This window comes from Desulfoluna sp. CLI2B (assembly GCF_056847375.1).
Genome location: NZ_CP186557.1, coordinates 2,116,914 through 2,137,310 on the forward strand (window position 1 = coordinate 2,116,914; position 20,397 = coordinate 2,137,310).

Below are 20,397 nucleotides of genomic sequence, written 5' to 3' on the forward strand. Positions count from 1 at the left end.
TAAAATCAATAGTTTGAACAGAGGTGTGATGAGGCGCCTAACGGCCTTTATGCTGGTGTGGAGAAAGGATGCAAACCTTGGTACCGGCCACATATATTGGGTTGAGAGAGACGTTAACACCAATTTGATCATGGCTTTGGGAATGTACGGCAACCCGCGCAACGATGGGCACGCTCCGCTTTGCCCATCCTACGGGCTGACACATGGTGACCAATGGCGATAAGTCGAGGACATGTAGGATGGGCAAAGGCAAGCCCACCCCATGGGGGTGACGACATCCTCGGCGCCGTGCCCATCATGTGTAATGAAGATATCCATGCTGTGTGGGGAACTCAAATTCATGATGGCTGGGGGAATGTACGGCACCCGCGCAACGATGGGCACGCTCCGCTTTGCCCATCCTACGGGGTGACATATGGCGACCAATGGCGATAAGCCGAGAGCATGTAGGGTGGGCAAAGGCAAGCCCGCCCCATTGGAGTGGCGACACACCTGGCGCCGTGCCCATCACGTACACCGAAGATATCCATGCTGTGTAAGGAACCCAAATTCATGATGGCTGGGGGAATGTACGGTACCCGCGCAACGATGGGCACGCTCCGCTTTGCCCATCCTACGGGGTGACATATGGCGACCAACGGCGATAAGCCGAGAGCATGTAGGATGGGCAAAGGCAAGCCCGTCCCATTGGAGTGGCGACACACCTGGCGCCGTGCCCATCAAGTGCACCGAAGATATCCATGCTGTGTGGGTAACCCAATTTCATGATGGCTTTGGCAATGTACGGCAACCCGCGCAACGATGGGCACGCTGCGCTTTGCCCATCCTACGGGGTGACATATGGCAACCAATGGCGATAAGCCGAGAACATGTAGGATGGCCCGCTCCATTGGAATGGCGACACCCTCGGCGCCGTGCCCATCGCGTGCAGCGATGAACCCCTCAAAGGAACGAGGTCCATCTCCACCATGGAGCGCCGCACTCCCGTGCGGCTTTTTTATGTTTTGGACTTACCTTTTCTCTTTAAACCCCGACCCATGGAAAACCCGAACCGGGTTACCCCGCTCAAGGGTGGTGTGGCTTTCCCATTGGGCGTGCTGGGCGGCCATGCTTGCCTGGTCGTTTCTTGCTTGAAGCAGCGCTTTCAGCCGGGCCAGGGCAAGCCTTTTGTTGAGGTGCTGGGACCGCTCTTCCTGGGCCACGGCCACCAGCCGGGAGGGGAGGTGAGTGATACGAATCGCCGTGTTGGATGTGTTGACGTGTTGCCCACCGGGACCCGAAGCCCTCATGGTGTCGATTCTCAGGTCTTTATCCCGGAAATCCGTCTCTTCAGGGGGCGTGACAGCATAAATACCCACAAACCAGTTTTTCCGCTTGTGCCCGGGCCGGAAAGGGCTCTGCCCGATCCATTGAATGGTTCCGGCCCAGGAGGCGACAAACCCTTCAATGTCCGGGCCATCCAGGGAGAGGAGGGCCGACTTCAGGGTGCCGGGCCGTGGCCCCGGGATTGTTTCCAGGGTGACGACCTTGATATGGCGCGCCCTGGCATCGCCGGAAAACCGTTTCATTACATGGTGGGCGGCGTAGCAGCACTCTGCCGGGCCTTTGCCTGCGGTGATCTGTATCCAGGTGCTCATGCCTGCACCTCCCGGGTCTTGTATGTGATGAGGGGCTTCAGGGTGGCCACAACGGTGATGAGGCCCGCCTCCAGCATGTCCTGTATAACCACGTCGATGTTTTTGTAAGCCTGGGGTGCTTCTTCGTAAAGCAGGGCTCTGTTCTTGCAGATCACCCGGCTTCCCAGGGCGGTCTGCGTAAGGGCCTCCAGAGTGTACCTGTTTTGGAGGCGGCCTTTGCTTTCACTTCGTTTCCATTTTCGGCCTGCGCCGTGGGCCAGGGAAAACCCGTGCATCTCGTTGGGAGCTGTGGGGAACACAAGGTAACTCAGGCTGCCCCGGGAGCCCGGGATCACCACCAGCCCCTGGTCGGACGGGGCTGCGCCTTTGCGGTGGAGCCAACCGGCTTGTCCCTGGATGGTCTGGGGTGTGAGGCTGTTGTGGCAGATATCAAGGATGCGATCTCCCCGTGTGCCCAGGGCAGATAAGAACCGATGGGCAATGATGGCTCGATTGACGCGCGCCCAGGCCAGGGCGTGGTCGTGCTGCCGAAGGTAGGCCGCGGCTTCTTCTGACCCTTCTTCAAGGCCGTTGTTTCTGTACACAGCCACATGGCGCCTCAGAATGGATTCCCCAAGGCCCCGCGAACCGCTGTGAACCAGCAGCATCAGTGCGCCTTTGGACAAGCCTGCCTTATGGAAAAGTGCGTCGTTTTCAATGGTATTGACGGTCTGCAATTCGGCAAAATGGTTTCCGCCGCCGATGGTGCCCAGGGCCGGGTCCCATTCGCCTTGCGTCAGGCGCTCTTCATCAAGAAAAGGCGCGGGGTCTCCGTTCCACGGTGCATCCAGCCCGGTTAGTTTTTTAACCCAGCGATCCCGTTTGATTTTGGTGTGCTTCAGGTCGGTTTGCCACAGCCCCATGCCGCATCCGATATCGTTGCCGATGAGGAAGGGGTAGAGGGTGGTGAGGGTGAAAAAGGCCGCCCCCACAGGGGTTCCTTTTCCAGGGTGAAGGTCCGGCAGGCCAATGGCCATCTTCATGCCGGGAAGTGTTGCGGTGGTGTTCAGCTGCTGAAGGGCAGCCCCTTCAATCCAGTTTTTTTCGGAGGCGATGACACGAATGATCGCCGATGTCTCTGATGTGCCCATGGGACTCCATAGTATTTTTTTGAACGCTTTGTTTCATTGGGTCGATTTGCCGTATGGTGTTGACTCGATCTGCATGCATCGTCATAAGACCTCCTTTTTCGATAAAATCGATGTGAATGATTTGTGGGTGAGTGGGGGCAACAGGGTCGCTGACCAGCGTTGTCTCCGGTTTTCTCCGATGGGCCTGCAACCCATGTGGGCGCGACATTACGTTATTATCACATGTTTTTCAACGAAATAGAGCGCGTTACCCCACGCATGATGCCCGTTTGTTGCCTCCCCCCGCTTTTCCTATCACCTATCACCTATATTACCTGTGACCTGTCTTGTTCTCTTTCATCCGTCCCTGTTCTTCCCGGTAAATCGCCACAATCCGGTCGATTTTCTCGTATTGGCGCGCCAGAAGATCCTCGGCGATGGTTCGGATGCCCCATTTTTTGAAATCGATCTGCAGGCCGTTGCCGCCGGGGTCTTCGGCATCGTCCAGCTCGCTGAAAAAAACACCCACGGATGTCAGCAGGCGGTGGATATCTTTGATGGCATCGCAAAGTTCCGGGATCTCTTTCCCGGAAAACATGGGTGAGGTCATGACAGGCCTTCTTGGTGTATGGTGATTAAGCATGTTTGGGTAGGGTGCATTCTATGCACCAGAACCGTTGCCTGGTATTCACCCGGATAAGGGGACTCATGAAGGGCGTCTCTCCATCCATTCTATGCTGTGACGCCCGGCTTGGACGAGCCAGGGTTCCCCCCGAGAATGCGCGCAACCGTGGCATCTTGCTCATTTCCTTCTTCTGAAAAGAGGAAATCAACGCATCGCGTGAGGAAAATGAGTGGATGTCCAGGCACGACATATCAATGCGTACCCATGGGCAAAGGGTGCGAACGAAAAGTGCCTCTTCGGTGAGGACAGGCGCAGGAGACCCGTGGAACGCCAATAGTGACGGGCCTGAAAGAGATCGTACAGAGATCCGAAGAGGCGCTTCCCCCTCCCGTTAATCAGGATCGCACGCCTTTAGCGGCCATCTGTTGCGACACACATGTGGTGTGAAAAGGTGCGGGTTACCGCGTGATGAGGAAAATACGACTTGAAAAGGGGGTGGGTGTGGTGTAAAAAACCGTGTAGCCATGACGACCTCCCAGTAAGGTTGTTTTGGTCAGGCCTGGCAGGATGTTAGCGCATCCTGTCGGGTCGCTCTTCATTGCGTCAATAACTAGTTATTACCACCCACGATAGATTCATCCTTTCAAGATGTCAATGCTTTTTATCTGAAAAATCCCCATATTGTTTCAAATTGGTATGAAAAAGCCTGGAAAACAGCTTTCTGATGGCGATGTTTGTGATCTCTGGTTACGGATTGGGATTAGAAAGCCCTACGCATCAGGCTTCGACAGAAATTTTTGCCCTCAATGCAAAGCCAGGCTCCGCCAGATGCTCAGCAACCTTTACCTCTGTCGATTACAGCTTTTAACCCTGGGTATGCCATTCAATCGTGTGTAATTGATTCCTAAATTAGTCCATTTTGGAAAAAAGTTACCACATAAAACAACGATAGCCCTGAATTAGAACATAAAAATTTGTTTTATTTGAAAAAGCATGGCACAAGGAACATATTGATCTAAAAAGCAGGATGTTGCCTATTTTTGTCATGTTTCTGTAGCTACCCGAAATAGGGTTTGTTATGTCATATACTGATCTCTGATTTTCATTTAGGCTGAAAGGATTTGGTCTTGTTGTGAGTTTCGCCTGGAACTTTTTCCAAAAGTGGCGTCTCAATTATATAGAGACACGTGAATTCGTGGACGTAAATATTCAAGTAAAAAGTGAGGCTTGCTGGGGGCACCCTTGAATATGAATTGTAAAAGGATTTTGTATGCTCGTTTATTCAACATCAAAGAAACGTTTTATATCCGATGTATTATCAAATTGTATTGAAGATAAAATTTTAGCTGCATTTAAAAATAACTTTGGATACGGTACAAGCAAGAATGAAATTTTATCATGGAAAAATTCGCTGGTTTACATGAATAATGTTCTTGCATTGTCTTCAATACCTGATGATGCAGGTGTTTCAATTGAGTATAGAATTCCTCAGTCATCGAAGCGAATTGATTTTATTTTAACGGGTAGAGATCAAGATCGTAAGGATTCTGTTGTAATTGTAGAGCTGAAGCAGTGGGAAAATGCTTTATTAAGCTCCAAGGATGGCGTGGTTGAGACCTTTTTGAATAAAGGTGTTAGAGATGTTGAACATCCCTCTTATCAAGCGTGGACATATGCTGCATTACTTCATGATTTTAATGAAACAGTTCGTGATGAAAATATTAAGTTAAGGCCTTGTGCTTATCTTCATAATTGCACCAGTTATGATGTGATCAAAAATTCACACTATGCCGAGTATATAAAAAAAGCACCTGTTTTTTTGAAGTATGATGCAGAGTTGCTCGCATCTTGGATAGAGAGGTATGTTAAGTACGGCGATGCAGGAAGGATAATGTATCGTATCGAAAATGGAAAAATTAGTCCATCAAAGCATTTAGCTGAAAAACTTGACTCTATGCTAAGGGGAAATGCTGAATTTATAATGATTGACGATCAAAAAATTGTATATGAAACGGTTTTGGAGTTGTCAAAAAACGCGACTGGTGAACAAAAATCGGTTCTGATAATTGAAGGAGGACCAGGAACGGGTAAGTCTGTTGTTGCCATTAATCTTCTAGTCGAACTTACTAATCAAAAGAAGATGGTTCAGTACGTCACGAAGAATGCAGCTCCGAGAGCTGTTTATTCTAGCAAATTGAAAGGCTCTTTAAAAAAAAATTACATAGATAACATGTTCAAAGGCTCTGGCTCGTATACAAAAAGTCAAACTAATGAATTGGATGTTTTAGTTGTAGACGAAGCTCATCGGCTGAATGCTAAATCTGGAATGTATCAAAACCTTGGTGAGAATCAAATTAAGGAAATAATCAATGCGGCAAAGGTGAGCGTTTTTTTTATTGATGAAAATCAAAGGGTCACGTTTAAAGATATCGGTTGTAATGCGGAGATCATACGTTGGGCGCAACGCCTTGGTGCAAGTGTACGCTCTTTAAAGTTAAGCTCTCAATTCAGGTGTAATGGATCGGATGGGTATTTAGCGTGGATAGATAATGCTCTTCAAATACAAGAGACAGCAAATACAAATATTTCTGAATTAAATTATGAAATTGAAGTGTTAGACTCGCCGGTTGTTTTAAGAGATATAATATTTAGGAAGAATAAATTTACGAATAAAGCAAGACTTGTAGCTGGTTATTGTTGGAATTGGATTTCAAAAAGATCCTCTGTCGAGGAATATGATATTTCATTTCCTGAATATGATTTTGCTATGAAGTGGAACTTGGCTACGGATGGAAATTTATGGCTTATTAAGCCCGAATCGGTTAGCGAAATTGGATGTATTCATACTTGCCAGGGACTTGAACTTGATTATATAGGAGTGATCATAGGACCAGATTTAGTTGTTCGCAATGGTGAAGTGATTGCAAGGCCAGAATATCGTGCTAAAACAGATGCTTCACTAAGGGGCTATAAAAAACTTAAGAAAAAGGACCCTGAATCTGCGAATAAACAAGCTTCAGAAATCATAAAGAATACTTATAGAACGTTAATGACACGAGGCCAAAAAGGGTGCTATATTTATTGCACAGATCAAGAGACGTCCACCTATTTTCAGAATCTTATTCATCATGAATGTGTCATGGATGAACTCAAATCGACGGACATAATTGACTTATATCCTGGATTAAACCTTCCTATTTTAGCAGATAATGAAGTTTTTAAGAATACTAATGCAGTACCTGTTTACGACTTAAAGGCTGCTGCAGGTTTGTTTAGTGGGAATCAAGTCGTTCGTGACTATTGTTGGGTTTTGCTTCCAGATTATATAAAGCCGAATTCAGATTACTTTGTTTTACAGGTTGTTGGCGAATCTATGAACAAACGTATTCCTAACAAATCATGGTGTCTATTCAAAAAAGGTCCGGTGGGAAGTAGGCAAGGGAAAATTGTTTTGGTTCAGCATCAAGATATATTTGATGAAGATCTTGGTGGGCAATATACAGTAAAGCGTTACTCCAGTGAAAAAATAGTAAGTGAAGATGGGGCATGGTTTCATTCAAAGATAACTCTTAAGCCAGAAACAACAGTATTTGGGTATGATGAAATTGTTATTGATAGTAATGACTTTGATGAAATAAATATAATTGCTGAGTTTGTGTGTGTGATAAGTTGATATATTTTGGCGCATAAGTGTTTATGCAGTACTTTTCTGTCTTTATGTGAGACTATGAAGAAGAATAGATAAATAGAAGATGTTATAGCGATGAAAACAGCACGAATCAAAGAGCCGTACCGGAGCGCCGCACTCCTGTGCGGCTTTTTTGTGCCGACGGTTATGCCGCACAGAGTGCGGCGCTCCAAGGATATTGTTCCCTTCGTCAAAGGATGCCGGTTTCCGATTACCCAATTTTTATCTACATGACCTGCTGTGGTGGCGCTTTTATGTGCTGCATAGTACGTTTGTATTGTTATTTTGGTTTCGGTGCCTTGCGATCATCGGGTTTGTTGGTCTTGTCGCTGGATACGATTGCTATCGATGAGTCAAGTCGGGGCGCTTTGTCGGGCTGCGAGGTGCCCTTTGAGGTGATGAATGGCGTGGGAGATTGGGTAACGATGGGCACGCTTCGCTTTGCCCATCCTACGTATGACGCACGGCGACCGGTGGCGATGGTTCGCAGCCTGCATGCCCCTTGCGCTGTCGGCCCTGTCTGTTTTATTGTGTTTCCGTCTTCTTTCTTTTCGATTTTGCTTCAGGGAGGTTGCCTGTGTCCAATCTGATTCCCATGGCCATTGCGTATGATTTTGACGGAACCCTGTCTCCGGGGAACATGCAAGAGTATGACTTTATTCCGAGGCTGAAGGTGGCGTCCCGGGATTTCTGGGCGGAGGTGGATGCGTATGCCCGGGAGCAGGATGCCGACCAGATCCTTGCGTATATGGGGCTGATGCTCAAAAAAGCCCGGCAGCATGAGGTGCCGGTAAGGCGGGAAGATTTTCATGCTTTCGGGGCGGGCATCGAGCTGTTTGACGGGGTGGAAGGGTGGTTTGATCGCATCAACACTTACGGGGCGGAGAAGGGGGTGAAGGTGTGCCACTACATTGTCTCGTCCGGGCTGCGGGAGATGATCCGCGGGACGGTGATCGCGGAGTGCTTTGACGCCATCTTTGCCTCGGGGTTCATGTACGACCACCACGGCATTGCAAGCTGGCCGGCCCTGGCCGTGAATTACACCACCAAGACGCAATACCTTTTTCGCATCAACAAAGGGAGCCTGGATGTCTATGACAACTCCCTCATCAACAAGCGCATGCCCCGGGAAGACCGGGTGGTTCCCTTTTCCAACATGATTTTTATCGGAGACGGGGAGACGGATATTCCGTGCATGCGGGTGGTGACAAGCATGGGAGGAAATGCCATCGCGGCCTATGCGCCGGGGAGCAACGGAGCAAAGAGTCGGGCCGCCGGACTGGTGGACGACGGGCGCGCCACCCTTATTGCCCCGGCAGATTACACGGACGGCAGCCCCATGGATCAGAGCGTCAAGGCCATGGTGGACAAGGTCGCGGAAAATGGGAATGTGAAAGCCGTGGGGATAAAACAGGCTGATGAGTAAGAATTTGTGAGGAGCCTCCGGCAGGGGCGCCGGAGGCTTGAAAGGATCGGGTGGGCCCGTCAGGGCAGGTAGAGCAGCTCCCGGTTCAGGTCGTAGGTCCATTCCGCCCCGGCGTTTTTCCAACCGTTTACTGTGCGTTTGCCGTAGTCTTCATGGCCCGTCTCTTTGAGGGTGTCTCCTTCAAATCCATCCACAATGTTGTAGACCTGGGTATACCCCTCTTTGGCCAGGATATTGACGGCCATGGCGCTGCGCCCGCCGGACCGGCAAAGGACAAGGAGTCGTGTTTCCGGAGGGTAGACTTTTTTGACCTGCTCAACGAAATCGGGGTTGGCGGACATGGTGATACGCTCGCGAATGGGTTCCATGAGCATCACGGGAATGTTGCGGGCCATGGGGGGGTGGCCGACGAGCATGTACTCTTCCTGGGTACGGACATCAAGGATTCTTGTGGCTTCGGGGTGTTTCTGCCATTCGGCCCAGGCGTCTGCAGCTGTGATGTAAAGGCCCAGGCTCGTCTGTTTCATCAGGGGAACCGAAGGCGGCTCGGCAAAAGCCCCTCCGGCTGGGATCACCGTCAAAAGAACGAAGGTGATGACATACATGAGTCGTTGGCGCATGGGAACTCCTGTTGCTGTAATCAAGCGAGGTACAGGGCCGTTGGCCCCGTGCCTTTTTATTTCATGGGTTGTTTTTCTTTTAAAACGACTCATTGTGGGGGATCGCTGCGTTGGTGTCAAGACGATATTTCCGACCATTTTGATATGAAATGCGGCGTCGTACACAGCACAACTCCGCTGGTCCGTCTCTGCTATTTGTCAGCATACGACGCCGCCAGCTCCTCCATCCACTTGCGAGACAATTCTTTTTCAAATCCGGGCCACACGTTTTCACGGACGTAGTCGGCCATGGCGCGGAGCTCATGCCTTGAAAATTCATTGACCGTGATGCCGGCCTCCGTCATTTTTTTTCGGTAGGAGACCTCCTCCTGCTCGGCAATCTCAAAACTCTTGAGGCTTTCGGCTGCAAAGGCTTCAGCCACCACCTTCCTGTCTGCCTGGCTGAAGGAACGGAAGATCTTGGTGCTCATGATGTACTGGGAGTTCACAACGTTCGAGTTCAGCTGGTAGTAGGTGGTGATGGCATCACGGAATCCCGTGTAGGTGAGGCGGGGAGGGCCGCCGACCCATCCATCCACCACGCCGGCTTTAAGGGCTGCAAGGACATCCGTGTAGGGCAGGGCAGTGGTTCGAAACCCCAGGGCCTCCATGCCTGTTTTGACCGTAGCAGAGTCGGAGATACTGACAACAACCCCCTTGTCTGTGTCCTGGCACGGGTCCTGCCTCCGGTTGTTCCTGCCCCCATGAACCCTTCAATGTAATAGCCGAAGAGGGTGACGTTTTTTTTGTCGAGGAGTTTCCCGACCTGTGTGGGGATAAAGGCGTCCTGGGCAAAGACGTTTTTGAGGTCCCCGTAGCCCCGCGCGATATAGGGCAGGTTGCCGGTCCCCAGCCTGGGATCGTCCTGGGCGGGAATCCAGATATGTGCAGCGTCGATGGAGCCGTTTTGGACGCCTTTGAACACCTGCCCCGGGTCACCCAGCTGGCTGTCCGGAAAGACGGTAATGTTCACCCTGCCTTCGGTCCCTTTTTCTACAGCCTCTTCAATACGCAGGGCAGCCGCGTGGGCCGGATGGTCTTCAGGGTACTGGGTGGCCATGCGAAGGGTCACGGGTTTGGTGTCCTCGGGTGTGTCGGAACTCTCTTTGCCGCATCCCGCAGCAAGTCCCAGGGCCAGGAGGACCGCTGCCGCCGTGGTGAAAAATCTGTTCATGGAAAGGTGCTCCTTTGCGGGGGTTCATCCATAAAACAAACGGGTTTACCGCCATGGCCAAGCAGGGGCTCATGGGGTCGACAGAGGGGACGATCGATAGATAACCGGGCTGTTCCGGATCGGATGGAGGCGCGTTTCGGATGTGATGGATCCGGAGAGAAGAAAGCTTATTTTATCCGGTTTGCGGTGGCAAAATCAACACCGTACCGAAAGGAGGTCATGCCGGGGGATGGCTCGCGGTGTGTCTGCGCAGGCTGGGCGTGCAGGCTCGGGCAATGAGCGTAGCCCCCACTGTAAAGCGAGGGGGCTTTCAATATGCTGAAAAGGCCATCAGGCCTTAATCAAGCTACTGCACGGTTACGTTGACAGCAGCGGGACCTTTCTGGCCCTGCTCGATGTCGAAAGTAACACGGTCGCCTTCATTGAGAGTTCTGAAGCCGCTGGAGTTGATTCCAGAGTGATGTACGAATACATCGGGGCCGTTTTCCTGCTCAATAAAACCAAAACCTTTAGATTCGTTAAACCATTTTACGATTCCATTAGCCATCGTGACGTTTCCTTACTTGGTATGTGTTAATTTTTGTTCGATACTTCAGGGTCTGCCACTTCTTGAAATGGATCTTACCTTAAGATAACGAAACACTAAAGCCTCCGGTGAGGCACTGGAAACGTATAGTCTATGAAAACGTTCGATTGGTCAAGACTTTTTTTAGTTTTTTTAAACAATTGGCATTCTCAGGGGACAAATGGGTTGAAAATAAAAGGCCGTGAGCCCCGGGCCGAAACGGCGGAATTGCTTGATTCTGTAAGTGTTTTTCGCGGGAGGGCCGTATCGGTTGCCGCGGTGTTTCAACCCTGTTGATTTCTGGGGGCCTGTGCCCTGCTGGAAACCGGCTGCCCGTGGGGGCCTCAGGCTTTTAAGCGCTTTTGACCTATTGCAGGAACTTCTTGAATTGTCGTAAACGGCGGTGATAATCTGCCTGTGTTCGCTTTTCAATAACATGATTAACGTAACAATAACGCACGAACAGGAGGATGACGTGAAAACCAACGTATCAGTATTTCTGTGTGCCGTTGCCCTTGGGGCTCTTATGGTTTGCTCAGCGCCCCTTTATGTTATGGCCGATGACGGGAAAAACGCAGCCGTTTCCGAAATGGAGTCCGGGTTTGAGCTGGGCAGCGGAAAGGTCATCACGGCGGAGGTCGTGGGAATCGACTACGCTGATCGTGTGCTCATGCTTTCCGGACCGGATGGCGACGTGGTGCACTATGAGGTGAGTGAGGACGCACGGAATTTCGATCAGATAGATATCGGCGACCGGGTCCGGGTGGAATATTACGGATCGGTGGCCCTGTACCTGGGGGACCACGGGATGAAGCCCGCCACCCGCAGTGGGAGCGTTACCGGCAGGGCGGCCAAAGGGGAAAAGCCTGCAGGGATCCTGGTGGAGACCGTGGATGTCTCTGCCGAGATCGTGGCCATCGACAGGGAAAACCGAAGCGTGACCCTGAAGTTGCCGGACGGCAATGTCATAACCACCCGGGTCGATACCTCGGTGGAAACCTTTGATACCCTAAAGGTGGGCCTCTCCATCCACGCGCGATATACCGAGGCCATTGCTGTGTCCGTGGAAAAATCCTGACGTGGCACGGCCTTTTTGGCATGGTGATGTTACCGATTCGACACATATTGGCGCCCTTTGACCCCATCCTTTGATTCGCCCATGTATTCAGACTGTTGTCAGGAAGCCCCGGCTGGGGTGTGGCGGAATAACCCCAGCCATTGCGATGAACGTGTGTCTCGCAGGGAAATAGCGTTTAGAATAAAAGCGTTCGTTAATTCAGATGGTTAATAAATTACCCCGATGGTTGGCATAACTCCTGAAATGTCGAGTAGTTGTTGGTATTCAATTTCCATAACGAAAGATAAGGGGTACTTATGATCATCGATTTTACGAAGGATGAGTATAAAGCGAAACTGGTATCAGCTGATGAGGCCGTCAAGGTCGTAAACAGCGGAGACTGGATAGAGTATGCCTTCGGGGTGAACGCTCCCAACGAACTGGACGCCGCCCTTGCCAGGCGAAAAGATGAGCTGGCAGGGGTCAACATTCGATGCGACATCGGTGCCATGCCCCACCATACGAACGATGCCGACCCCACGGGTGACCATTTTTACTGGAACAGCTGGCATTGCGGCGGCCTGGACCGCAAGTACTACAAAAAAGGCCTGCTCTCCTACGTGCCCATGAAGTTCCATGAAAAGCCCTTTATGGTCCGTAACAACTGCACCAGCGCCAAGGTGTGTATGTTTACGGCCAGCCCCATGGACCGTCACGGGTACTTCAGCTTTGGTTCCGGTGCCCCCGCCACCATGGCTGCCATTGAGATGGCGGACTACGTCCTCGTGGAGGTCAACGAAAATTGCCCCAGGGTCCTCGGCGGCAATCAGGAGTGTGTTCACCTTTCCCAGGTGACCCATGTGGTGGAGAGCTCAAACCCTGCCCTTCCGACCCTGCCCGCGGCCAACCCGTCCCCTGAAGAACAGAAGATCGCCTCCTACATCATCGAAAAGCTCTACGACGGCTGCTGCCTCCAGCTTGGCATCGGGGGCATCCCCAACGCCGTGGGGGCCATGGTGGCCAAATCCGACCTCAAGGACCTGGGCGTGCACACCGAAATGTACGTGGACGCATATCTGGAGATGACCAAAGCCGGGAAGATCACCGGTCGGTATAAAAACATCGACAAGTACAAGCAGGTCTTCTCCTTTGCCATGGGGACCCAGGATCTCTATGATTTCATCGACGACAACCCCGGGGTCATCTCCTACTCCGTGGATTACACCAACAGCCCGGTGGTGGTGGCCAAAATCGACGACTTTGTCTCCATCAACGCCTGCATTGAGGTGGATGTCTTCGGCCAGGTCTGCTCCGAGAGCGTCGGCACGAAACACATCAGCGGCACCGGCGGCCAGCTCGACTTTGTGGAAGGGGCCTACAAATCCAAAAACGGCCAGAGCTTCATCTGCATGACTTCCACCTTCAACACCCCCAACGGGCCGGTGTCCCGCATTAAGCCCACCCTGACCCCCGGGGCCATCGTTACCTCTCCCCGTACCGCCACCCATATGATCGTAACAGAGTACGGCATTGCCCAGATGAAAGGCAAAAGCACCTGGGAACGTGCCGAAGCCCTTATCTCCATCGCACACCCCGACTTTCGCGAGGCGTTGATCAAAGATGCCGAAGCCATGGGAATCTGGAGATCCTCCAATAAAAAAGGCTCCACCAAAGTCGCCTGATAAATGCGGCGACTAATTCAATGATGTAAGGTCTTGCTTCGGAACAGGTTGAACGAGGCGGGTTCGGGCGGAAGGGATGGGTTCATCTCTTCCGCCTTTTTTGATTCAGGAGGCGATGGGATACTGACCCAGCTCAACGGCAGATTCCAGCATGGCGATAACGTTTTCAGGGGGCACGTCGGACTGCATGTTATGGACGGAGCCCAGGATGTAGCCGCCGCCGGGAGCCAGGTCGCCGATGCGTTTAGCCACTTCGTTGCGGACGTCCTGTACGCTGCCGTTGGGGAGGACGTCAAAGGTGTCGATACCGCCCCAGAAGGAGAGTTGCTTGCCGTAGCGTTTTTTAAGGTTGTCCGTCTCCATGCCCGTGGCAGAAACCTGGATAGGGTTGAGGATGTCTACCCCCACCTCAATGAGGTCGTCCAGAAGGGTGGCGACCGCCCCGCAGCTGTGGAAGTAGAGCTTGGCCTTGGTCATGCCCTTGATGTAGCCAAAGAGCTCGGCCTGGTAGGGCTTGATGAACTCACGGTACATGGGCAGGGACATGAAGGGGGCGTTTTGCATGGCCAGGTCGTCGGCGCATTGAAACACGTCGATAAACTCACCGGCCTCTTCAAGGAAAAGGCGGGCGTTTTCCTTTCTCACATCACAGACCTTGCGCATCAGGGCATGGGCAAAATCCTTGCGGCTCATCATGTCCATGAAAAATTCGGGCATGCCACGCAGGTACCAGCTCTGGTCAAAACCTTGCCATGCAGCCCACCACCGCATATTCCCCTTCGTCGTGGAGCTTTTTGGCCTCTTCCCGGACCCCACTGAAATCAAAATCTTTGGTGGTGTCGGGCCAGGGGTAGGCTTCCAGGGCATCCAGGGTGGGGTTGTTCAGGTTGTATTCGTAGATGGTGGCGTACTCACCGTCCACTTTTCGCTTTACGCCCCACTGATCCGTAAAGATCTCACAGCCGTCTTCAGCGAACTCCCTGGGTTTGGTGCTGCCCAGCACTGCGATGTTGCGGGGCCGTACCTGGCGGAAATCCGCACCGAATTTTTGCAGGAAATACTCATCGACATAAGCGGTCTGCCACACCTTGGACATGACCTGGGTGGGGATCTCTTCTTTTCCGAGCTTTTTTTTAAACGCCTCATACCCGCTGAGCATCAAGGTGGTGTTGCGGCCCCCCAGGTCTATGGGGACCCGGTCCGGCTCTTCGTGGTTCAGGGCGGTGAGTGCACGTTCTTTATGGTTCATGTCCAGCTCCTTTGTCCCATTATGTTGGGATCGTATGCGTGTAGGGTCTGGCGCTAACGAGGGTGGCACACGCCCCGTATTGTGTCAATGTAATATGGGAATAGTTTAGCTTATTGCCACATCGTGAAAAGAGTGAGGCGTGCGGGTTAACAATGCAAAGATGGGCACGCTCCGCTTTGCCCATCCTACGTGTGACGCATGGCGACCGGAGCCGTTAGCCTAAGTCCTGTAGGATGGGCAAAGGCATAACCGTATTCGTTGGGGTGGAGGGGGCTTCGGCGCCGTGCCCATCGCGTATGGCGAGGGTTTCCTTCATGGGGTAGGGGCGTGCGGGTTAACGATGCAAAGATGGGCACGCTTCGCTTTGCCCATCCTACGTGCGACGCATGGCGATCGGAGCCGTTAGCCCGAGTCCTGTAGGGTGGGCAAAGGCATAACCGTATTCGTTGGGGTGGAGACGGCTTCGGCGCCGTGCCCATCGGGTGTGGCGAGGGTTTCCTTCATGGGGTTGGGGCGTGCGGGTTAACGATGCAAAGATGGGCACGCTTTGCTTTGCCCATCCTACGTGTGACGCATGGCGACCGGAGCGGTTATCCCGAGCCCTGTAGGATGGGCAAAGGCATAACCGTATTCGTTGGGATGGAGACGGCCTTGGCGCCGTGCCCATCGCGTATGATGAGGGCTTTGATAGTGGGATGTCGTGTGTGGGGATGAAACACGTGATGGGTTTTGGATGCCTCCCATCCGGCCCGCCCCGTCTGATGTGGGAGCGTACGGTACGGGCTGGTGGGAAGGAGTCGGGATGTTCCGGCCTTGGCGTTGGTGCGGAAGGGCCCGGATGGATCTCGGCGGCGCTGATGGAGGGACAGCACCGCCGGAAGGCCTGGGAGAGGGACGCAAGGGTGAAAGGTGCCGGCCGAAAACAATCCCTATTTGTCTCTGTAGATCTCCTCGAATTCGTACCAGAGGGTGTCTCGGAATTCGGGGGCAGAGATGTCGATGAGGGCTTTGGCCCTCTGTTCCAGGGTTTTCCCTGTCAGGTGGGCGAGGCCGTGCTCGGTGACGATGTAGTCCACATCGTTCCTGGGGGTTGTGACGGCCTGGCCCGGAGCCAGGGTGCTGACGATTCGTGACATGGTGCCTTTTTTTGCCGTGGCAGGCATGGCGATGATGCTTCGGCCGTTTTTTGAGCGCTTGGCACCGCGGACAAAGTCCACCTGGCCGCCCGGCCCGGAAAACTGCCGGGCCCCCATGCTGTCCGCCGCCACCTGACCGAGAAGGTCCACGGCGATGGCGGAGTTGATGGAGACCATGTTGTCGTTCTGGGAAACGATAAAAGGGTCGTTGACGTAATCCACCGGGTGCATCTCCACCATGGAGTTGTGGTCCAGCCACTGATAGAAGGACTGGCTGCCCATGGCAAAGGTGATGATGATTTTTCCCGGATGGAGCTGCTTGCGGCGGCAGTTGATGACCCCTTTTTCCACCAGGTTCATGACCCCGTCGGAGATCATCTCCGAGTGGACGCTTAAGTCTTTCTTTTCGTCCAGGAAGGTGAGGACCGCATCGGGAATGGCGCCGATGCCCAGCTGCAGGCAGTCGCCGTCTTCAATGAGGCTGGCCACATGGGAGCCGATGGCTTTTTCCACCTCGCCGATGCGGGGCAGGGGGAGCTCAATCATCTGGCGATCGCTTTTTACGAAAAAGTCGATGTCCGAGGCGTGGACGTACGCGTTGCCCCCGATGGTGGGCATGTGGGGAGATACCTCCGCGATGACGATTTTCGCGGACTTGGCTGCCTCCAGGGTGTAATCCACGGAGATGCCCAGGCTCATGTTGCCCATCTTGTCCGGCTCCGAGACCGTGATGAGGGCCACGTCCATGGGCAGGTGCCCGTTTCGGAACAACAGGGGGATTTCGCTGAAGTAGCAGGCCGTGAAGTCGGCCCGGCCTTCGGCAATGGCCTTGCGGGACCCGCCCCCTGCGAAAATGGAGTTGTGCCTGAAGTTCTTCTCGTATTCCGGCAGGCAGTACGCGCTCTTGCCCATGGAGACCATGTGGACGATCTCCACGTCTTCAAGCTCATCGGCCCGGTCCACCAGGGCATCCAGGATGGGCTCGGGGGAGCCGCAGGCGTGGCCTGCCACCACCCGGTTGCCCGATTCGATTTTCTGTGCGGCCTCCTCAAGGGTGATCTGTCGGTTTTCGTAATGTGCGTTCCAGTTCATGTGCTCTCCTCATCCAACCACTTCAGAGTGTGCTCCCGGCCAGGTCACGGCTCGGTTCGGATCGTATGTCGTCGATAAATCGGCGGGCGTCGGCCTCGCACCGGATCCTGAGAACAGGCAGGGGCCGGAAGTCCGAGGCGTCCACACAGCATGTGGGGCAGCCCGCTACAATGAGTATGGCTTCCAGCCCTTCCGCGTCCGGGGAGAGCAGGGTGACCAGTCCGCGAAGCTCTCGCTCCATGGCCTTGACCTGCTCGACCCGGTCGTAGCGGGGGGCACACCCCCCGCAATACTTCAGGCCGATACGCCTCGGGCCGTGGTCTTCTGCCAGGGCCCCCGTATCCGACTTACTCATCGTCCTTTGTGATGCCGCACAGGCGCTTGGCAACTTTTTGCTTCTGCTTGAGGTTCACCTGGCGGGAGATCATGATGCGCTGGGCCTGGGGAGAGCCGGCGCCGTGCATGGACTCGGTGAGGTAGCCCACGGCCGCGGTGCCCAGGGTGAGGTTTTCGATGAGGCGCAGCATGCGCATGCGGTCTTCGGTGTCCACTTCGTCGTTGCCCTTGAAGTACTTTTTCACCCATTTGCCCACTTCCGGCGAGCGGTAATCGTCTTCAGAGGGCAGGGTCACCATGAGACCCCCAGCGATGTCCTGGGCGAGCCGGGAGATCTCGTAGGGGAAACGCGTGACGTTCTGCTTGCAGACGTTGGCAAGAAGGGTGTTGACCAGGTAGGTGCCGGATTTTTCTTTGTGGCCTTCGGCCGCACAGGCAACAGAGCCGCAGAAGAGGGTTTCGTTGAGGTGGTTCATCTCAATGATTTTGTCTTTGACGTGGGAGGCCTTCTGGGCGCCGTTAAACTCGGCGATGGTCTGGGTGGCTCCGATGAGGACGTCGCCCACGCCCGCCTTGCAGGCATAGCTCTGGCGGTGGTAGGAGGCGAACTGCTCCACGAGCTGGCCGGCAAAATCCCACTCCTTGTACATGAAGATACGATCCCAGGGCACAAAGACGTCGTCAAAGACCACCAGGGCCTCATGGCCGCCGAACAGCACGTTGCCGCGGTCGATGTTGCCCTCTTCGAGCTTGCGGGTGTCGCAGGACTGACGGCCCATGATGTAGGTGATCCCTTCTGCGTCGCTGGGCAGGGCAAAGCTGATGGCGTAGTCCTTGTCCTCTTCGCGCATGGAGATGGTGGGCATGATGATGATCTCATGGGAGTTCACCGCGCCGGTCTGGTGAGCCTTGGCGCCCCGGACCACGATGCCGTCTTCCCGCTCTTCCACCACGTGGAGGAACATGTCGGGGTCTGCCTGCTTGTGGGGGGGCAGGCCTCGGTCACCCTTGGGGTCGGTCATGGCGCCGTCGCAGACCAGGTCGTTCTCCTGGACAAATTCCAGATAAGCAAGAAAGCGCTTGTTGTATTCGGTGCCGTACTTGGCGTCGATATCAAAGGTGGTCATGGACAGGGCGTTCATGGCGTCCATGCCCACGCAGCGCTGGAAGCAGCATCCGGTCAAAGAGCCCAAAAGACGGCACATCTTTGTTTTTTTAACAAGGTCCTCGGTGCTCTGGTGGATATGGGTGAAACGGTTGATTTTTTTGCCGGTGATGTGGCTGGTGGCCGTCATCAGGTCTTCGTACTCGGGTTTGTGGGCACAGTCATAAGTGGCGGCCACGGCGTTCATGGAGGGGCGAATGATGGGATCGTCCACGACATTTTCTACTTTTTTACCGAACTGGTAGACGTTCAGATTGAGTTCTCTCAAACTTGCTTCGTATTCCGCTGCGGTTTTCATATCGCTTACTCCTTGTTCTAACTTCATGGATGGAACGTCCCGACATCAGGGCGTTAACAAGAGATTGAATGGGGTGAAAGCCGGCCATCCAAAATGACTGGTGATAGATATACCAAGAAGCATGCCAGGAAGTCATTTTTTAACCTGAATTTACTTGATTTGTTTTGATTGTGTATAATAACAAGTCATTACACAGGGTGCTTCGCAGGCCATGCCATGGGCGACCCTTCGACAGCCCACCAGGATGAGAGATGCACAGCAGCATCGCTTTCGTGGGTTCGGGGTAAGAAATTGCATGCAAACAAGGGGTTGGACGGGAGATGCATGGATGCATTGTGATGCGCTGGCGCATCAAGGGTTATGGCTTTAACTATGAGTGACTGGAAATATCTGTATTGCCCTGAATTTATGTAAAAATCGATAATTGGTGGCATTTCGAACATGGTGCATAAATGCACCCTACAGGGTGTGGAGACACGGATTTATGATGAGAATTGGGGGGGCATCGGGGCCCGTAGGGTGCGGCTCCCGCACCGATTTACTTAACGCAAACCACCGGCTTTGGGTTTAACCACCTGCCAATCGGCATGTCCTCATGAAATCGGCTAATTCAGAGGCATGAATCGCCTGCGGTGCGCACGGCGCACCCTACAACACCCTGTGGCACCAACAAAAAAAACACCGATCGACACCACGTAGGGTGCGTCCCACGCACCAAGACGAAAGCCGTCGGTGTCCTGGGCAGATACGCAGCATGATGACCACCGGTGCTTAGATCTTTTATGGGGAGTTCTGGGGGGGATGGTAGTGGTGTGTTTGTGGTTCGAGGGTGCGATACGTTGTTAAAAAGGTGTGTTGCAGTTCAGGGGGAGGAAACCGTCTTGACAGGTCACGAGATAGATCTCTTTTTTGTCCTATCACCTATCACCTATCACCTATCACCTATCACCTATCACCTGTTTTCCCTGCTTTATCGCCGCCACCCCCATGGCAAGGGTGGTGATGAGGAAAAGGGCCAGGGACACCAGGGTGACCATGAGGTGGGAGGAGGGCGGTTGCTGGCTCAGGGTGGCGGCGGTGCCCGCAGAAAAGAGGACCATCAAAAAGGAGACCACGGCGCACCCGATGGCGCCGCTCTTTTTGTCGGACAGGGCCAGGGTGAAGGAGAGGAGCAGCAGGGTGATCTTGATGAGGGAGAGGCCCTTGAGCACGAAGATGCCGTAGCCCAGGTCCAGGGCCCATGCCGCCGTAAGGGTGGCAAGGGCGATTTTTCGGGTGGGGGAAAGCGTCAGGCGGTGCAGGCTGTTCATGGCAAAACTCCCTTTTGTATGTGATTAACCTGGATATTTCACGAGTCGAGTGCACCCATATTCAAGGCATCAAAGCTGCAGATGTAGTGTTTTACCTCAAAGCTCTGATAACGCAGAAGATGGGTGCATTCGGCTCGCCCGAAGGGTGAGGAAATCAAACAGCAAACGCTGATTTACATTTTCAAAATA

16 protein-coding genes and 1 pseudogene are annotated in these 20,397 nt (G+C 53.3%); 4 read left to right on the plus strand and 13 right to left on the minus strand.

Annotated elements, in window-relative coordinates:
• Positions 1-1,010: 1,010 nt before the first annotated feature.
• From prfH to ACOYW2_RS10170, 3 genes are all read right to left on the minus strand, one after another.
• On the minus strand, positions 1,011-1,637 hold the full coding sequence (prfH, locus tag ACOYW2_RS10160) for a peptide chain release factor H (RefSeq protein ID WP_482770317.1): 627 nt from the start codon (positions 1,635-1,637) through the stop codon (positions 1,011-1,013).
• Complete coding sequence (locus ACOYW2_RS10165) at positions 1,634-2,767, minus strand: RNA ligase RtcB family protein (protein WP_482770318.1); 1,134 nt, start codon at positions 2,765-2,767, stop codon at positions 1,634-1,636. The genes prfH and ACOYW2_RS10165 overlap by 4 nt, the downstream gene beginning before the upstream one ends.
• A gap of 310 nt (positions 2,768-3,077) precedes the next feature.
• Positions 3,078-3,356: a hypothetical protein gene (locus ACOYW2_RS10170; RefSeq protein WP_482770319.1), complete on the minus strand. Its 279-nt coding sequence runs from the start codon at positions 3,354-3,356 to the stop codon at positions 3,078-3,080.
• Between the two features lie 1,285 nt (positions 3,357-4,641).
• On the opposite strand from ACOYW2_RS10170, the gene ACOYW2_RS10175 reads away from it, so the two are divergent.
• The gene (locus ACOYW2_RS10175) at positions 4,642-7,044 is read left to right on the plus strand and encodes a DNA/RNA helicase domain-containing protein (RefSeq protein WP_482770320.1); all 2,403 of its coding nucleotides are present in this window, start codon (positions 4,642-4,644) and stop codon (positions 7,042-7,044) included.
• 592 nt (positions 7,045-7,636) lie between these two features.
• Positions 7,637-8,485 (plus strand): HAD family hydrolase, encoded by an 849-nt coding sequence (locus ACOYW2_RS10180; protein WP_482770321.1) that lies wholly within the window; start codon positions 7,637-7,639, stop codon positions 8,483-8,485.
• A 59-nt stretch (positions 8,486-8,544) separates the two neighbouring features.
• On the opposite strand, the gene ACOYW2_RS10185 is transcribed toward ACOYW2_RS10180, so the two are convergent.
• The 4 genes and pseudogenes from ACOYW2_RS10185 to ACOYW2_RS10200 form a co-directional block, all read right to left on the minus strand.
• Positions 8,545-9,105: a rhodanese-like domain-containing protein gene (locus tag ACOYW2_RS10185; RefSeq protein ID WP_482770322.1), complete on the minus strand. Its 561-nt coding sequence runs from the start codon at positions 9,103-9,105 to the stop codon at positions 8,545-8,547.
• Between the two features lie 191 nt (positions 9,106-9,296).
• The gene (gene dctP, locus ACOYW2_RS10190; RefSeq protein ID WP_482770323.1) at positions 9,297-9,755 is read right to left on the minus strand and encodes a TRAP transporter substrate-binding protein DctP; all 459 of its coding nucleotides are present in this window, start codon (positions 9,753-9,755) and stop codon (positions 9,297-9,299) included.
• Between the two features lie 98 nt (positions 9,756-9,853).
• Positions 9,854-10,318 (minus strand): annotated as a pseudogene (locus tag ACOYW2_RS10195) (type 2 periplasmic-binding domain-containing protein); the annotation flags it as partial.
• 346 nt (positions 10,319-10,664) lie between these two features.
• On the minus strand, positions 10,665-10,865 hold the full coding sequence (locus ACOYW2_RS10200) for a cold-shock protein (protein ID WP_180145060.1): 201 nt from the start codon (positions 10,863-10,865) through the stop codon (positions 10,665-10,667).
• Between the two features lie 493 nt (positions 10,866-11,358).
• Here ACOYW2_RS10200 and ACOYW2_RS10205 point away from each other — a divergent pair, with 493 nt between their 5' ends.
• Entirely contained in the window at positions 11,359-11,961 is a 603-nt protein-coding gene (locus ACOYW2_RS10205; RefSeq protein ID WP_482416415.1) for a hypothetical protein, read from the plus strand.
• A gap of 296 nt (positions 11,962-12,257) precedes the next feature.
• Positions 12,258-13,622, plus strand: coding sequence for an acetyl-CoA hydrolase/transferase family protein (locus ACOYW2_RS10210; protein ID WP_482770324.1), 1,365 nt, complete (start codon positions 12,258-12,260; stop codon positions 13,620-13,622).
• A 105-nt stretch (positions 13,623-13,727) separates the two neighbouring features.
• Here the strand turns inward: ACOYW2_RS10210 and ACOYW2_RS10215 are convergent, their stop codons facing one another.
• From ACOYW2_RS10215 to ACOYW2_RS10240, 6 genes are all read right to left on the minus strand, one after another.
• Positions 13,728-14,339, minus strand: a complete 612-nt coding sequence (locus tag ACOYW2_RS10215; RefSeq protein WP_482770325.1) for a uroporphyrinogen decarboxylase family protein — start codon at positions 14,337-14,339, stop codon at positions 13,728-13,730.
• 22 nt (positions 14,340-14,361) lie between these two features.
• Positions 14,362-14,871, minus strand: coding sequence for a hypothetical protein (locus tag ACOYW2_RS10220; RefSeq protein WP_482422828.1), 510 nt, complete (start codon positions 14,869-14,871; stop codon positions 14,362-14,364).
• 929 nt (positions 14,872-15,800) lie between these two features.
• Entirely contained in the window at positions 15,801-17,099 is a 1,299-nt protein-coding gene (locus tag ACOYW2_RS10225) for an acetyl-CoA hydrolase/transferase family protein (protein ID WP_482770326.1), read from the minus strand.
• Between the two features lie 22 nt (positions 17,100-17,121).
• The gene (locus ACOYW2_RS10230) at positions 17,122-17,454 is read right to left on the minus strand and encodes a hypothetical protein (protein WP_482770327.1); all 333 of its coding nucleotides are present in this window, start codon (positions 17,452-17,454) and stop codon (positions 17,122-17,124) included.
• Positions 17,447-18,898, minus strand: coding sequence for a 4-hydroxyphenylacetate 3-hydroxylase family protein (locus ACOYW2_RS10235; protein ID WP_180145078.1), 1,452 nt, complete (start codon positions 18,896-18,898; stop codon positions 17,447-17,449). Before ACOYW2_RS10235 ends, ACOYW2_RS10230 begins: the two co-directional genes overlap by 8 nt.
• 938 nt (positions 18,899-19,836) lie before the next feature.
• Entirely contained in the window at positions 19,837-20,208 is a 372-nt protein-coding gene (locus ACOYW2_RS10240) for a hypothetical protein (protein ID WP_482770328.1), read from the minus strand.
• Positions 20,209-20,397 lie beyond the last annotated feature (189 nt).

Coding starts and splice junctions, on each gene's coding strand:
- prfH (WP_482770317.1), bottom strand. CDS start 1,637: ATGAGCACCTGGATACAGATCACCGCAGGCAAAGGCCCGGCAGAGTGC.
- ACOYW2_RS10165 (WP_482770318.1), bottom strand. CDS start 2,767: ATGGGCACATCAGAGACATCGGCGATCATTCGTGTCATCGCCTCCGAA.
- ACOYW2_RS10170 (WP_482770319.1), bottom strand. CDS start 3,356: ATGACCTCACCCATGTTTTCCGGGAAAGAGATCCCGGAACTTTGCGAT.
- ACOYW2_RS10175 (WP_482770320.1), top strand. CDS start 4,642: ATGCTCGTTTATTCAACATCAAAGAAACGTTTTATATCCGATGTATTA.
- ACOYW2_RS10185 (WP_482770322.1), bottom strand. CDS start 9,105: ATGCGCCAACGACTCATGTATGTCATCACCTTCGTTCTTTTGACGGTG.
- dctP (WP_482770323.1), bottom strand. CDS start 9,755: ATGGAGGCCCTGGGGTTTCGAACCACTGCCCTGCCCTACACGGATGTC.
- ACOYW2_RS10200 (WP_180145060.1), bottom strand. CDS start 10,865: ATGGCTAATGGAATCGTAAAATGGTTTAACGAATCTAAAGGTTTTGGT.
- ACOYW2_RS10210 (WP_482770324.1), top strand. CDS start 12,258: ATGATCATCGATTTTACGAAGGATGAGTATAAAGCGAAACTGGTATCA.
- ACOYW2_RS10215 (WP_482770325.1), bottom strand. CDS start 14,339: ATGCCCGAATTTTTCATGGACATGATGAGCCGCAAGGATTTTGCCCAT.
- ACOYW2_RS10220 (WP_482422828.1), bottom strand. CDS start 14,871: ATGAACCATAAAGAACGTGCACTCACCGCCCTGAACCACGAAGAGCCG.
- ACOYW2_RS10225 (WP_482770326.1), bottom strand. CDS start 17,099: ATGAACTGGAACGCACATTACGAAAACCGACAGATCACCCTTGAGGAG.
- ACOYW2_RS10230 (WP_482770327.1), bottom strand. CDS start 17,454: ATGAGTAAGTCGGATACGGGGGCCCTGGCAGAAGACCACGGCCCGAGG.
- ACOYW2_RS10235 (WP_180145078.1), bottom strand. CDS start 18,898: ATGAAAACCGCAGCGGAATACGAAGCAAGTTTGAGAGAACTCAATCTG.
- ACOYW2_RS10240 (WP_482770328.1), bottom strand. CDS start 20,208: ATGAACAGCCTGCACCGCCTGACGCTTTCCCCCACCCGAAAAATCGCC.